Here is a 13,912-nt window from a genome sequence, read left to right as displayed (position 1 = left end):
GACGCAAGGCCGACGCCCTGGCGAGTGCCTGCTAAATTTTCCAGACGGCGCGGTCGCCGTCATGTCTGATGAGGAGCGAAACATGAGTACTATCCCCGCCGATCTGCGTTACGCCGCCAGCCACGAGTGGGCTCGTCTGGAGGCGGACGGCAGCGTTACCGTCGGTATCTCCGACCACGCCCAGGAGGCCCTGGGCGATGTGGTGTTCATCGAACTGCCGGACGTCGGCAAGACCCTGACCGCCGGCCAGGAAGCCGGGGTGGTGGAATCGGTCAAGGCCGCCTCCGACATCTACTCGCCGATCGGCGGCGAGGTGATCGCCATCAACGACGCCCTGGCCGACAGCCCCGAGAGCGTCAACGGCGACCCCTACGGCAGCTGGTTCTTCAAGCTCAAGCCGAGCGATGTCAGCGAGCTGGACAAGCTGCTCGACGCCGCCGGCTACCAGGCCAAGGCCGACGCGGACGCCTGATCCACCGGGCAGAACTCTGAGTTTTTCCTAAGCTGATAGAGCCTCGCATCGTCGAGGCTTTGTCTTTTTAGCAGAGTGATGGCCATGTCCCAGACCCCCCGCCTTTCCCAGTTGCAGCAGCCCGACGCCTTCCTGCGTCGCCATCTAGGGCCGGACGAGACCGAGCAACAGGCCATGCTGGCCGCCCTCGGGCTGCCCAGTCGCGCGGCGCTGATCGAGCAGACGGTGCCGCCGGCGATCCGCCTGAAGCGCCCGCTGGAACTGCCGGCGGCCCTGGACGAGCAGGCCGCCCTGGCCAAGCTGTGGGGCTATGCCGAGCAGAACCAGGTCTGGACCAGCCTGATCGGCATGGGCTACCACGGCACCCTCACCCCCACGGTGATCCTGCGCAACCTGCTGGAAAACCCCGGCTGGTACACCGCCTACACGCCCTACCAGCCGGAGATCGCCCAGGGGCGCCTGGAGGCGCTGCTGAACTTCCAACAGCTGACCATCGACCTGACCGGCCTGGAGCTGGCCAGCGCCTCGCTGCTCGACGAGGCCACCGCCGCCGCCGAAGCCATGGCCCTGGCCAAGCGCGTGGCCAAGAGCAAGAGCAACCTGTTCTTCGTCGACCAGAACTGTCACCCGCAGAGCATCTCGGTGGTGCGCACCCGCGCCGAGGCCTTCGGTTTCGACCTGGTCGTCGATGCGCCGGACAGGCTCGGCGAGCAGCCGGTGTTCGGCGCATTGCTGCAGTACCCCGATAGCCACGGCGAGATCCGCGACCTGCGCCCGCTGATCGAGCGGTTGCATGCCCAGGATGCCCTGGCCTGCGTGGCCTGCGACCCGCTCAGCCTGCTGCTGTTGACCCCGCCGGGCGAACTGGGCGCCGACGTGGCGTTCGGCTCGGCCCAGCGTTTCGGCGTGCCCATGGGCTACGGCGGCCCCCATGCGGCCTTCTTCGCCACCCGCGATGCCTTCAAGCGGGCCCTGCCGGGGCGGATCATCGGCGTGTCCAAGGACAGCCGCGGCAACCTGGCCCTGCGCATGGCGCTGCAGACCCGCGAGCAGCACATCCGCCGCGAGAAGGCCAACTCCAACATCTGCACCGCCCAGGTGCTGCTGGCCAACATCGCCAGCTGCTACGCGGTCTACCACGGTCCCGAGGGCCTCAAGCGCATCGCCCAGCGGGTGCACCGGCTGACCGCCGTGCTCGCCGCCGGCCTGGCGCAGCACGGCATCGCCCGCGACAACCGGCACTTCTTCGACACCCTGACCCTGGACGTCGGCGGCAGCCAGGCGGCGATCATCGAGTCGGCCCGGGCGGCGCGCATCAACCTGCGCATCCTCGGCCGCGGCAAGCTCGGCGTCAGCCTCGACGAGACCTGCGACGAGCAGACGGTCATGCAGCTGTTCGCCATCTTCCTCGGCGCCGACCACGGGCTGGAGGTGGACGTGCTGGATGCCGGCGAGATCGACGACGGCATCCCCGCCGCCCTGGCCCGTCGCAGCGGCTACCTGAGCCACCCGGTGTTCAATGCCCACCACAGCGAGACCGAGATGCTGCGCTACCTCAAGCAGCTGGAGAGCAAGGACCTGGCCCTGAACCAGGCGATGATCCCGCTCGGCTCCTGCACCATGAAGCTCAACGCCACCAGCGAGATGATCCCCATCACCTGGCCGCAGTTCGCCGACCTGCACCCCTTCGCGCCCCAGGACCAGGCCCAGGGCTACCGTTTGATGATCGACGAGCTGGAGGCCTGGTTGTGCGCCATCACCGGCTTCGACGCCATCAGCATGCAGCCCAACTCCGGCGCCCAGGGCGAGTACGCCGGGCTGCTGGCGATCAGGCGCTACCACGAGAGCCGCGGCGACAGCCAGCGCAACATCTGCCTGATCCCGGCCTCGGCCCACGGCACCAACCCGGCCTCGGCGCAGATGGCCAGCATGCGGGTGGTCATCGTCGAGTGCGACGACGCGGGCAACGTCGACCTCGACGATCTCAAGCGCAAGGCGGCCGAGGCCGGCGAGCAGCTGGCCTGCCTGATGGCCACCTACCCCTCGACCCACGGCGTGTACGAGGAGGGTATCCGCGAGATCTGCCAGGTGATCCACGCCCAGGGCGGCCAGGTGTACATGGACGGCGCCAACATGAACGCCCAGGTCGGCCTGACCCGCCCGGCCGATATCGGCGCCGACGTCTCGCATTTGAACCTGCACAAGACCTTCTGCATTCCCCACGGCGGCGGCGGTCCCGGCATGGGGCCGATCGGCGTGCGCGCGCACCTGGCCCCCTTCGTGCCCAATCATCCGGTGGTCGAGCTCGAGGGCCCGGACCCGCAGAACGGCGCGGTCAGCGCGGCGCCCTGGGGCAGCGCCAGCATCCTGCCGATCAGCTGGATGTACATCGCCATGATGGGCCCGCAGCTGGCGGACGCCACCGAGGTGGCGATCCTCAGCGCCAACTACCTGGCCAACCAGCTGGGCGGCGCCTTCCCGGTGCTCTACAGCGGGCGCAACGGCCGGGTGGCCCACGAGTGCATCCTCGATCTGCGCCCGCTCAAGGCGCAGACCGGGATCAGCGAGGAGGATGTGGCCAAGCGCCTGATGGACTACGGCTTCCATGCGCCGACCATGTCCTTCCCGGTGCCCGGCACCCTGATGGTCGAGCCGACCGAGAGCGAGAACAAGCACGAGCTGGACCGCTTCATCGAGGCCATGCTGAGCATCCGCGCGGAGATCGCCAAGGTGCAGAGCGGCGAGTGGCCGGCCGAGGACAACCCGCTCAAGCAGGCGCCGCATACCCTGGCGGACCTGCTCGGTCCCTGGCAGCGGCCCTACGGCATCGAGGAGGCGGTGACGCCGACCGCGCACTGCCGGGCATACAAGTACTGGCCGACGGTCAACCGGGTGGACAACGTCTACGGCGACCGCAACCTGTTCTGTGCCTGCGTGCCGCTGGACGCTTATCGGGAGTGAGGATGCTCGAGCGCATGCGGCCACCGGTGGGCGGCCGCATGCATCGTACCGCGACTAGTGCGGCTCGGCGGCGAGTATGGCGCCGGCCAGTTCCAGGTCGCTGGCCTGCAGCTCGGGGTGCTCGCGGCGCAGCTGCTGCAGCGCCGCCTCCAGGTAGGGGCCGCGGATCTGCCCGGCGCTGGCGATGAAGCTGCTGGCGTCGTCCTGGGCCGGAACTATGAGCTTCTTGTCCTTGAAGGTCAGGTAGGTCGAGGCGGTCGTCGCCCCGGACGACAGCACGTCGCGCCAGAAGCTGTCGGCGAAGGCCGGCGCGGCGGCGAGGGACAGGGCGGCGAGCAGGGGCAGGCTGAGACGGCGCATGGAGGTGACTCCCGAGCGGTGGTGATATTCCTCAGAGTCGCCGGCAGCCTGCGGGTTCCGGCGGGTCGACCGAAGGCACCGTCGCCTCGGCTGTGCCGCGGCCCCTATGCCGCCGCCTCGACCCTGAGCAGCACGCCGTCCTGGCCGACCACCCGGACCCGGCTGCCCGTCGGCAGGTCCGGCCCGCTGACCAGCCACAGCGTGTCGCCGGCCTTGATCTTGCCGCGTCCGCCGCTGATCGCCTCATGCAAGGGGAACTCGCGGCCGAGCAGTTCGCTGCCGCGGGCATTCAGCCCGGGCTGGTCTGAGGGCTTGGCCGCGCTGCGCTGGCGGCGCCACCAGAGCACCGCGGTGAGCACCGAAAACAGGCCGAACAGGAGGAACTGCAGGGCCCAGGGCAGTTCCGGGAACAGGTAGGTCAGCACGCCGACGCCGGCGGCGGCCAGGCCGATCCACAGCAGGTAGCCGCCGGCGCCGAACACCTCGAGGATCAGCAGCAGGGTGCCGACGGCCAGCCAGTCCCAGAACGCCAGGTGTTGCAGGTAGTCCCACATGGCTCAGCCCTTCTGCTCGCCCGGGGCCGCCCCGGCATGGGCCGCCCCGGCGAAGGTGGCCCGGACTATCTCGCCGATGCCGCCCACCGCGCCTATCACCTGGCTGGCCTCCAGCGGCATCAGGATCACCTTGCTGTTGTGGGCGCTGGCCAGCTGGCCCAGGGCGTCGACGTACTTCTGCGCGACGAAGTAGTTCACCGCCTGCACGTTGCCGCTGGCGATGGCTTCGGACACCACCCGGGTCGCCTCGGCCTCGGCGGTGGCGGCGCGCTCGCGGGCCTCGGCCTCGAGGAAGGCGGCCTGGCGCTCGCCCTCGGCTTCGAGGATCTGCGCCTGCTTCTTGCCCTCGGCGGTGAGGATCTCGGCCTGGCGGCGACCCTCGGCCTCGAGGATCTGCGCGCGCTTGAGGCGCTCGGCCTTCATCTGGCTGGCCATGGCCTCGACCAGGTCGGTGGGCGGGGTGATGTCCTTGATCTCGATGCGGGTGATCTTGATGCCCCAGGGGGCGGTGGCCTCGTCCACGGTCTTGAGCAGGCGCTCGTTGATCGCGTCGCGCTGGCTGAGCATGGCGTCCAGCTCCAGGGAGCCGAGTACGGTGCGGATGTTGGTCATCACCAGGTTGCGGATGGCGTGTTCGAGGTTGTTCACCTCGTAGGCGGCCTGGGCCGCGTTGATCACCTGGAAGAAGCACACCGCATCGATCTGCACGATGGCGTTGTCGGCGCTGATGACTTCCTGCGGCGGGATGTCCAGCACGGTTTCCATGACGCTGAGCTTGCGGCCGATGCGGTCCATCACCGGCACTATGATGTTCAGTCCTGGCTTGAGCGTGTTGGTGTAGCGGCCGAAGCGCTCCACCGTCCATTGCGAGCCCTGGGGCACCACCTTGAAACCCATGAAAACCACGGCCACGGCGAGGCCGACGAAGAGAAAGATGACGCTGCCGATTTCCATGGAACCGAACTCCTTGTGCGTGCTGTGCGGACCGGGCGCGATTGTATGCCTATAGTCGCTGCCGTGCCGAAGTGCCACCTCAGCCTGTGAATCAGTGCCCAGCCTGGTCCAGCGCGGCGAGCAGGGCGGCGTCCCGGGCATAGAAATCGTTGCGCAGAATCAACGCGCCGTCGGCGGCCACCTGGGCGGTCCAGTAGGCCATGACGATCGGCAGGCGCCGGGTGATCGGATAGTTCTGGGTGCGCCGGCTGGCCAGGCGTCGGAGAATCTCCGGCAGCTTGTCCTCGCGCAGGATGGTCGGCGGCACGCTCCAAGTCGGGTTGAGGGGCAGGCGGCTGACCAGCGGCTTGAGCTGCGGAGTCTGCCGATCCGGGCGGCCGACCACGGTGCGGCCCTGCCAGAGCAGTTGGTGATCGCGGTAATAGCTCAGCAGGCCGCCGGCGATGTCCACCAGCAGGGTCTCCGCCTCGATGTCGCCGGCCAGCCAGCGCCAGCGTTCCAGATTGACCCGTAGCTGGTCGAGGCGTTCGGCGGCGCTGGTGTTCAGGGCGTGCAGGGTCGCGGGGCCGACCAGGCCGTCGGTCTGCAGGCCGTGCCGGCTCTGGAAGCGTTGCACCGCGTCTAGCAAGGCGGGGTCGTAGCGATCCCCCTCGGCCCCGGGGCGTGCGTCCAGGTAGCCACCGGCGACCAGCCGAGTCGCCAGCTGCGCCACCCGCGCATCGCGCATGCCGGGGCGCAGCAGGCGCCCGGGGGCGATGGGGGCCATTCGGCCGGGGGCTGGCGGCGACGCTCGGCGTAGGCGCGTCGCAGCGCCTGGTATTGGGGAAGAGCGGGGCGGGCCCCGTTGAATGCCTGCGCCGGCTCATCCAGGCCGCGCCAGGCCAGCTCCAGCAGGTCGGGGCGGGGGATCGGAGAGAGGCTGTCCGGCGCGCGCCAGAACGGCTCGATCGACGCCTGCGGCAGGCGTCCGTAGGCCAGGTGCTGCAGTGCCTGCAGGTAGCTGCGGCTGGCCAGCAGGTCGGCGCAGGCGCGCTGCTGGGCGGATGGCCTGAGTGCTCCGGCGGGGGCGGCGAGTGGGTAATCGGCCGGGTCCAGGCCGTCGTCGCGCAGTTGCGCCAGCTCGTTCAGCAGGGCCGTCCGTCGGCCGGGTTGCTGCCAGAGGGGGGCGAAGCCGTGCCGGGCATAGAGGCGCTGGAGCAAACCGCGGGGCTGCAGCTCGCCGGCCGCGATCCCTGGGGCGCAGGCCTCCGGGCGTTGTGCGAAGGTCAGGCGAATGGCGTCGTCCGATCGTTCGTCGGTGCCCTGGGCGAGGGCCGCAGAGGCCAGCAGACAGCCGGTGACGAGCCCATGTGCGGATTTTTTCTACACTTATCGACTCCAGCCCATGGTTCGCTAGCCCGTCTAGTCGAACAGGCTTTTAGCCAATCCGCAAACCATGGCCGCAGCCGATTGGAGCCCGATACCCTAGGGACCAGGAGCAAGGCTTCGATGGGGGGAGTGTGACCAGACCGCTTCGACGCCTGTGCCTGCAGGCTGTGCTTTCCTACCTGCTGGCATCGCCTCTGCAGGCCAGTACGCCGACGGCGGATTTGGCCGACAGCCTGGCGCGGGTCGCCCCCGGGCTGGACCGCCAGGTGCTGCGCCATGCCGTGGCGGCGATGCAGTGCGCGGTCAACCATGGCGCCGACCAGGCCCAGCGCCTGGCGGTGATCGACTATTCGCAGCCGTCCACGGTGCGGCGCCTGTGGATATTCGACCTGCAGCGCAAGCAGCTGGTGCTGCGCGACCTGGTCGCCCACGGGCGCCTGTCCGGGGAGAATCACGCCAACCGCTTCTCCAATGTGGTCGGCAGCTTCCAGTCGAGCCTGGGGCTGTTTCGTGCGGCCGAGAGCTATCGCGGCAAGCATGGCTACTCGTTGCGCCTGGACGGCCTGGAGCCGGGGGTCAACGATCGCGCCCGCGAGCGGGCCATCGTCATCCACGGCGCCGAGTATGTCGATCCGCGCCTGGCCGACAGCCAGGGGCGCATCGGGCGCAGCCTCGGCTGTCCCGCAGTGCGCCCAGAGGTCGCGCGCCTGGTGGTGGACCAGCTCAAGGAAGGGCAGTTCGTCTTCGCCTGGTACCCCGATCGGCGCTGGCTGCAGAGCTCCGCCTACCTCAACTGTCAGCCGCAGCAGGTGGCGGCCGTCCTCGGCCGTTGAGCCCGCCCTGAGGGCGGGCGCTATTTCTGCTCGCTCTGCGGCGTGACCCGCAGCACTTCCTCGATGGTGGTCTGGCCGGCGGCGACCTTCTGCGCCCCGGATAGCCGCAGGCTGCGCATGCCTTCCTTGAAGGCCTGGCGACGCAGGGCGATGAGGTCGGTGTCGGCGGTGATCAGCGGCTTGATCGAATCGCCCAGGAGCATGATCTCGTAGACCCCGGCGCGCCCGCGGTAGCCGGTGTCGCGGCATTCCAGGCAGCCCACGGCCTTGTGCGCGCCGCCCGGCAGCGGCGCGTTCCACGGCTTGGTCAGGCTGTGCCAATCGTTCTCGTCCAGGGTCTGCGGGGCCTTGCAGTGCGGGCACAGGGTGCGCACCAGGCGCTGGGCCATGACCCCGAGCAGGGTGGCCTTGAGCAGGTAGTGCGGCACGCCCAGCTCCAGCAGGCGGGTGATGGCGCTGGGGGCGTCGTTGGTGTGCAGGGTGGACAGCACCAGGTGGCCGGTCAGTGCCGCCTGGATGGCCATCTCGGCGGTCTCCAGGTCGCGGATCTCGCCGACCATGATGATGTCCGGGTCCTGGCGCATCAGCGCGCGCACGCCGCTGGCGAAGGTCAGGTCGATGTTGTGCTGCACCTGCATCTGGTTGAAGGCGCCTTCGATCATCTCGATCGGGTCTTCGATGGTGCAGACGTTGACCTCGTCGGTGGCCAGCTGCTTGAGCGTGGTGTACAGCGTGGTGGTCTTGCCCGAGCCGGTCGGCCCGGTGACCAGGATGATGCCGTTGGGCTGGCGGGTCATGCTTTCCCAGCGCTTCAGATCGTCGGCGGAGAAACCCAACTGGTCGAAGCCCTTGAGCAGCACCTCGGGGTCGAAGATACGCATCACCATCTTCTCGCCGAAGGCGGTCGGCAGGGTCGACAGGCGCAGCTCCACCTCGCCGCCGTCCGGGGTCTTGGTCTTGACCCGGCCGTCCTGGGGCTTGCGCTTTTCGGCGACGTTCATCCGCCCCAGGCTCTTCAGGCGGCTGACCATCGCCATGGTCACCTGGGGCGGGAACTGGTAGACGTTGTGCAGCACGCCGTCGATGCGAAAACGCACCGTGCCCTGCTCGCGGCGCGGCTCGATATGGATATCGCTGGCGCGCTGCTGGAAGGCGTACTGGAACAGCCAGTCGACGATATTGACGATGTGCGCGTCGTTGGCGTCCGGTTCCTGGTCCTGGGCGCCGAGGTTGAGCAGCTGTTCGAAGTTGCCGATGCCACTGACCTTCTGGTCCACCGCGGTGGCGCCGCTGACCGACTTGGCCAGGCGATAGAATTCCACGGTGAAGCGCTGGATGTCCGCCGGGTTGGCCACCACCCGCTTGATCGGACGCTTGAGCACGTGGGTCAGGTTGGCTTCCCAGCTGTGCACCAGGGGCTGGGCGCTGGCGATGGTGACCTGTTCGCTGTCCACCGCCACGGCGAGGATCTTGTGGCGTTGGGCGAAGGCGTAGGACATCAGCGGGGTAACGGCGGCGACATCGATCTTCAGCGGATCGATGCGCAGGTAGGGTTGGCCGGCGAACTCCGCCAGCCAGGCGGTGAGGCCCTCCAGCTCGAGCTTCTTGCCCGGGCGCCCGAGGTCGTCCAGCTGCTGCGCGGCGAGGAACTCCAGGGGGTGCTGCTGGTTGTTCACCGCGCTGCGGCGGATCGCCAGGCATTGTTCGGCGCTGTCCTGATCGAGCCGCCCCTGGGCGACCAGTTCGCGCAACAGGTCGTTGAGTTCGAGCACCCGGTCTTGGGTGGTGGTGGCAAAGGCGGACATGCGGGCTCCTCGGTGGCGCGGCCTGGGGTCAAGCATAGCCAGGGGCGCGTGCGTCTTCCGTGGCTGGCGCTAGGATGCCCGAAAACCCGGGCTGGGGCGAAGCGCTGCGACGTGACCCATTACCCAGTGCGAGCCGCGCCCGGCGCCAGGCTGTGATCCAGGTGCCGCCAGTCGACCTGCCAGACGCAGACCAGGCCGCGCAGCTTGTGCGCCAGCACCTTGGCGCGGTGCAGCGACAGGCCCGGCAGCCGTAGCTGAACATGCAGGTCGCCGTCCTGCTGCTGTACCTGCAGATGCTGGGGCAGCAGCTGCAACTGGGCGAACAGACCGAGCAGGCGGCACAGCACGTCGGCGTCGGCCTCGGTGCGCAGCCGGTATTCGATGCTGTGCGCGGGGCGCTCCTGCCAGGGATCGTGGCGGCTGCACGGGGTGGGGAAGGGCGTGGCGTCGGGCATGGCGGTATCTCGGGGCGACTTTTTTCCAGTTTCGTCCTTTCGGGGGCAAAAGTTCTGCCTGGTTTTCTGTCATCCAGGCAGGTTTGTGGATAGTCTTGCCGGGTATTATCGATATCGAGGATATTTTATGTCCGTTGCCCTGGATGCCTACGATCAGCGCATTCTCGCCCTGCTGCAGGAGGATGCCGGGCTCTCCACCGCCGAGATCGCCGAACGCGTCGGGCTGTCGCAATCGCCCTGCTGGCGGCGCATTCAACGGCTCAAGGAGGAAGGGGTGATCCGCCGCCAGGTGACCCTGCTCGAACGCAAGAAGGTCGGCCTCAACGCCCAGGTGTTCGCCCAGATCAAGCTCAACGCCCACGGCCGCTCCAACCTCACCGAGTTCGCCGCGGCCATGGGCGAGTTTCCCGAGGTGCTGGAGTGTCACGTGCTGATGGGCTCGATGGACTTCATGCTGCGCATCGTCACCCGCGATATCGAGGCCTACGAGCGCTTTTTCTTCGAGAAGCTGTCGCTGCTGCCGGGGATCCAGGAGGTCAACTCCATCGTCGCCCTGTCGGAGATCAAGTCCACCACCAGCCTGCCCCTGGGCTAGGGCCAGGGCGGTGCCCCCCCTTTGCGAGAGGGCGCCGGCTGGCGTCTGGGGTCAGCCCGCGGGGGGCTACCTGACCAGCGTTTTCCAGGCCTTCAGGCTTTGCAGGATCTGCGCCTGGCTGGCGCGCAGCTGGCGCTGCTCCTCGTCCAGCGGCTGCCGGGCCAGCAGGTGGAGTTTGTTCAACTCGCCGTACAGGCGGTCGACCTCCGCCACCTCCAGTACGGCCCTGGCCGGACGCAGCCAGGCCAGCAGGCGCTCGATGCGCGGCAACTGTTCGCCGAGGTCCTCCGGCTGCTGCTGGTAGCGCTTGAGCTGCAGGGCGGCGCCTTCCTCGGCGATCAGGGTCGGCAGCCAGTTGCCCAGGGGCGCCGCGCCCTGGCGGTTGCCGCGGTTGTTGCGCTCGGCGGTCCAGCTGCGGGCCAACAGCCAGCGCGAGGCATGCAGGGAGAACTGGCCCCAGCGGGTGTTGTCGAGTTCGGCGGCAAACAGCGCCGGCGCGATCTGCCGCACGGCCTCGTCCTGCTGGCCGGCCAGCAGGCGCGGGCGCCAGTCCTGCAGCAGGTCATCCAGGCGCTGGCGCAGGTCGCTGCTGCTGGCCCGTGGTGCGGCCTGGCCGAGGCTGCCGAGCAGCGCACGCAGGTCGATCAGCTGCTCCAGCCAGTCGCCGAGCAGGCGCCAGTGGCCGTTGAAGCGGTACTGCTCGGCCAGGCGCTGGCTGCTGCCCAGCAGGTGCCAGGCCTGGGCGGCGAAGGCGTCGTCCAGTGACACTTCGGCGCCCAGTTGCGGCGCGGGCAGGTTGAGGGCATAGCTGCCGGCATCGAACAGCCGGTAGCCGCGCTCGGCCTTGCTGATGTCGCAGGGCATCAACGGCAGGTCGGCGGCCAGCTCGCTGGCCAGCTCCAGCAGGGCGGCGGGTTCGCCCTGACGCAGTTCCAGCTCCAGTTCGCAGATTTCCTCCTGCTGGTCGCCGGCGACGACCTGCCCCAGGTCCAGGGCGGCCTCGATCACCACCCTGGCCTTGCCGCGGCCCCAGGCGATCTCCGCGCGCTGGCGGACGAAGTCGGTGGTGAACAAAGGCTTGAGCTGCTTCTTGTCCAGCTCGGCCAGGCTCGCCGGCCAGCAGCTGTCGTCGAGCTTCTTCGCATCCAGCTTGGCCTTGCTCAGGTACCAGTCCCATTCGTTGCGTTCGGACAGGCCGGCGACGCTCTGGCCACGGGTCTTCAGGGTCTGGATGAACTGCTCGCCGTCGCGGCGCAGGCGCAGGGCGACCTTGGCCTGGGCCAGGTCGCGCTCGGGGGTGTCGAAATACTGGTTGAACAGCTCGCGCCGTTCCCAGCCGCTCTTGTTGCGCTTCTTCAGCAGCGGGTGATCGCGCAGGGCGGCCAGGGTGTCGCGGCTGGCCCGCAGTTTGATTTCGGTTTCTTTGACCATGGTGGAGAACTTAAGCGCCTACTATGAAAAAGTGACAGTGCGATGACCTGTGATGGCGAGCACAGAGAACGATCCGTATACTTGCCGCCTTCTAAAAACCGGGGCTCACCCTATGCCTATGAATCCCTTTGTCAGCCTGTTCGGCCGCTCACCCATCGGACCGATGCAGCAGCACATAGCCAAAGCCCACGAGTGCGCGGCGAATCTTGTGCCCTTTTTCGAGGCCGTGATGGCCGAAGACTGGACCAGGGTGGAGCAGGTGCAGCAAGACATGGCGCGCCTGGAACACGAAGCGGACAAGCTCAAGAAAAGCGTACGGCTGCACCTGCCCAAGAGCCTGTTCCTGCCGGTGCCGCGCTCGGATCTGCTCGAGCTGCTCAGTGTACAGGACAAAGTCGCCAACCGTGCCAAGGACATCGCCGGACTGATGCTCGGCCGCGAGATGGCGATTCCCCAGGCGCTGCAACCGATCATGCGCCGCTACGTGCAGCGCAGCGTGGACGCCAGCGCCCAGGCGCTCAAGGCCATGAACGAGCTGGACGAGTTGCTGGAAACCGGTTTCGCCGGCCGCGAGGCGGTGCTGGTGGAGACCCTGATCGAGGAACTGGGCGTCATCGAGCAGGACACCGACAGCCTGCAGATCGACGTGCGCCGCCAGCTGTTCAAACTGGAGAAGGAACTTCCGCCGGTCGATGTGATGTTTCTCTATCAGATCATCGACTGGATCGGCGACGTAGCCGACCGCGCCCAACGAGTGGGCAACCGACTGGAACAACTGCTGGCGCGCTGAGCGCCAGTGTCCTTTCTGGGATCAACGGAATCTAACTTATGTCTCTGATTGCGGACTACGGCCTCGTACTCCTGTTGCTGGCCTGCCTGTTCGGCTTCTTCATGGCCTGGGGCGTGGGCGCCAACGACGTGGCCAACGCCATGGGCACCTCGGTCGGCTCCCGTGCGCTGACCATCAAGCAGGCGATCCTGATCGCCATGGTCTTCGAGTTCTGCGGCGCCTACCTGGCCGGCGGCCAGGTCACCGAAACCATCAAGAGCGGCATAGTCGATGCCTCGGTGATCAGCCCCGAGCTGATGGTGCTGGGCATGATGTCGGCGCTGCTGGCGGCCGGCACCTGGCTGCTGGTAGCCTCGACCCGCGGCTGGCCGGTGTCCACCACCCACTCCATCGTCGGCGCGGTGATCGGCTTCGCCGCCTTCGGCGTGTCCATGGACGCGGTGCACTGGAGCAAGGTCGGCCCGATCGTCGCCAGCTGGGTGGTCTCCCCGGTGCTCTCCGGCGTGGTGGCCTTCGGCGTGTTCGTCAGCGTGCAGAAGCTGATCATCGACACCGATAAGCCCTTCCTCAACGCCAAGCGCTATGTGCCGCTGTACATGTTCCTCACCGGTTTCATGGTCACCATCATGACCGTGACCAAGGGCCTCAAGCATGTCGGCCTGCACCTGTCCAATACCGAAGGCTTCTTCCTGGCTGCCGGCGTCGGGGTGCTGGTGATGCTGCTCGGCATCGCCCTGCTCAGCCGCATCAAGGTCGACGTCGAGGCCGACAAGGCCTTCCACTTCGCCAGCGTGGAGAAGGTCTTCGCCGTGCTGATGATCTTCACCGCCTGCGCCATGGCCTTCGCCCACGGCTCCAACGACGTGGCCAACGCCGTCGGCCCGCTGGCGGCCATCGTCGGGGTGATCCAGTCCGGCGGCGAGGCGATCGGCGCCAAGGCGGCGCTGCCCAGCTGGGTGCTGCTGCTCGGCGCCGTCGGCATCGTCGTCGGCCTGGCCACCTACGGCTACAAGGTGATCGCCACCATCGGCAAGGAAATCACCGAGCTGACCCCGAGCCGTGGTTTCGCCGCCGAGCTGGCCACCGCCACCACGGTGGTCGGCGCCTCGGCCGTCGGCCTGCCGGTCTCCACCACCCACACCCTGGTCGGCGCGGTGCTGGGCGTGGGCATCGCCCGCGGCATCGGTGCGCTGAACCTGGGGGTGATCGGCAAGATCTTCATGTCCTGGATCATCACCCTGCCGGTCGGTGCGGTGCTGGCGATCCTGTTCTTCACCGTCCTGCGCGCCGTCTTCGGCGGCGTCTGAAGCGCTTCGGCGGTTTCATCCGGACAG

The 13,912-nt window shown here is 68.0% G+C and carries 13 protein-coding genes and 1 pseudogene; 6 read left to right on the top strand and 8 right to left on the bottom strand.

Annotated elements, in window-relative coordinates:
• The first annotated feature begins 82 nt into the window (after positions 1-82).
• Both gcvH and gcvP read left to right on the top strand, forming a co-directional pair.
• A complete protein-coding gene (gene gcvH, locus ACSX1C_RS14285) occupies positions 83-472 on the top strand; it encodes a glycine cleavage system protein GcvH (protein ID WP_439886683.1) in 390 nt (129 codons plus the stop codon).
• An 84-nt stretch (positions 473-556) separates the two neighbouring features.
• Complete coding sequence (gene gcvP / locus ACSX1C_RS14280) at positions 557-3,433, top strand: aminomethyl-transferring glycine dehydrogenase (protein ID WP_439886682.1); 2,877 nt, start codon at positions 557-559, stop codon at positions 3,431-3,433.
• Between the two features lie 54 nt (positions 3,434-3,487).
• On the opposite strand, the gene ACSX1C_RS14275 is transcribed toward gcvP, so the two are convergent.
• The 5 genes and pseudogenes from ACSX1C_RS14275 to ACSX1C_RS14255 all read right to left on the bottom strand — a co-directional run.
• Positions 3,488-3,793: a DUF2388 domain-containing protein gene (locus tag ACSX1C_RS14275; RefSeq protein WP_439886681.1), complete on the bottom strand. Its 306-nt coding sequence runs from the start codon at positions 3,791-3,793 to the stop codon at positions 3,488-3,490.
• 104 nt (positions 3,794-3,897) lie between these two features.
• Positions 3,898-4,347 carry an NfeD family protein gene (locus tag ACSX1C_RS14270; RefSeq protein WP_439886680.1) on the bottom strand — a complete coding sequence of 150 codons (450 nt, stop codon included), beginning with the start codon at positions 4,345-4,347 and terminating at the stop codon, positions 3,898-3,900.
• A 3-nt stretch (positions 4,348-4,350) separates the two neighbouring features.
• Positions 4,351-5,301, bottom strand: coding sequence for an SPFH domain-containing protein (locus ACSX1C_RS14265; RefSeq protein ID WP_439886679.1), 951 nt, complete (start codon positions 5,299-5,301; stop codon positions 4,351-4,353).
• Positions 5,302-5,392: 91 nt separating this feature from the next.
• Entirely contained in the window at positions 5,393-6,067 is a 675-nt protein-coding gene (locus tag ACSX1C_RS14260) for a peptidoglycan-binding protein (protein WP_439886678.1), read from the bottom strand.
• 92 nt (positions 6,068-6,159) lie between these two features.
• Positions 6,160-6,501: pseudogene (locus tag ACSX1C_RS14255) on the bottom strand (L,D-transpeptidase family protein); the annotation flags it as partial.
• Positions 6,502-6,800: 299 nt separating this feature from the next.
• On the opposite strand from ACSX1C_RS14255, the gene ACSX1C_RS14250 reads away from it, so the two are divergent.
• Positions 6,801-7,502: a murein L,D-transpeptidase catalytic domain family protein gene (locus ACSX1C_RS14250; protein WP_439886677.1), complete on the top strand. Its 702-nt coding sequence runs from the start codon at positions 6,801-6,803 to the stop codon at positions 7,500-7,502.
• A gap of 20 nt (positions 7,503-7,522) precedes the next feature.
• Here the strand turns inward: ACSX1C_RS14250 and ACSX1C_RS14245 are convergent, their stop codons facing one another.
• Both ACSX1C_RS14245 and ACSX1C_RS14240 read right to left on the bottom strand, forming a co-directional pair.
• Positions 7,523-9,307 (bottom strand): GspE/PulE family protein, encoded by a 1,785-nt coding sequence (locus ACSX1C_RS14245; RefSeq protein WP_439886676.1) that lies wholly within the window; start codon positions 9,305-9,307, stop codon positions 7,523-7,525.
• 119 nt (positions 9,308-9,426) lie between these two features.
• Positions 9,427-9,762, bottom strand: coding sequence for a hypothetical protein (locus tag ACSX1C_RS14240; RefSeq protein ID WP_439886675.1), 336 nt, complete (start codon positions 9,760-9,762; stop codon positions 9,427-9,429).
• 127 nt (positions 9,763-9,889) lie between these two features.
• On the opposite strand from ACSX1C_RS14240, the gene ACSX1C_RS14235 reads away from it, so the two are divergent.
• The gene (locus ACSX1C_RS14235; protein WP_439886674.1) at positions 9,890-10,357 is read left to right on the top strand and encodes an Lrp/AsnC family transcriptional regulator; all 468 of its coding nucleotides are present in this window, start codon (positions 9,890-9,892) and stop codon (positions 10,355-10,357) included.
• Between the two features lie 66 nt (positions 10,358-10,423).
• On the opposite strand, the gene ACSX1C_RS14230 is transcribed toward ACSX1C_RS14235, so the two are convergent.
• Positions 10,424-11,788: a CYTH domain-containing protein gene (locus ACSX1C_RS14230; RefSeq protein ID WP_439886673.1), complete on the bottom strand. Its 1,365-nt coding sequence runs from the start codon at positions 11,786-11,788 to the stop codon at positions 10,424-10,426.
• 112 nt (positions 11,789-11,900) lie between these two features.
• On the opposite strand from ACSX1C_RS14230, the gene ACSX1C_RS14225 reads away from it, so the two are divergent.
• Entirely contained in the window at positions 11,901-12,578 is a 678-nt protein-coding gene (locus tag ACSX1C_RS14225) for a TIGR00153 family protein (RefSeq protein ID WP_439886672.1), read from the top strand.
• Positions 12,579-12,616: 38 nt separating this feature from the next.
• Positions 12,617-13,885 carry an inorganic phosphate transporter gene (locus ACSX1C_RS14220; RefSeq protein ID WP_439886671.1) on the top strand — a complete coding sequence of 423 codons (1,269 nt, stop codon included), beginning with the start codon at positions 12,617-12,619 and terminating at the stop codon, positions 13,883-13,885.
• Positions 13,886-13,912 lie beyond the last annotated feature (27 nt).

This window comes from Pseudomonas sp. MBLB4123 (assembly GCF_051904775.1).
Taxonomy (GTDB): Bacteria; Pseudomonadota; Gammaproteobacteria; order Pseudomonadales; family Pseudomonadaceae; genus Aquipseudomonas; species Aquipseudomonas benzenivorans_B.
Note: the sequence above shows the minus strand (reverse complement) of the source record. Positions and strands in the feature narration are given on the sequence as shown.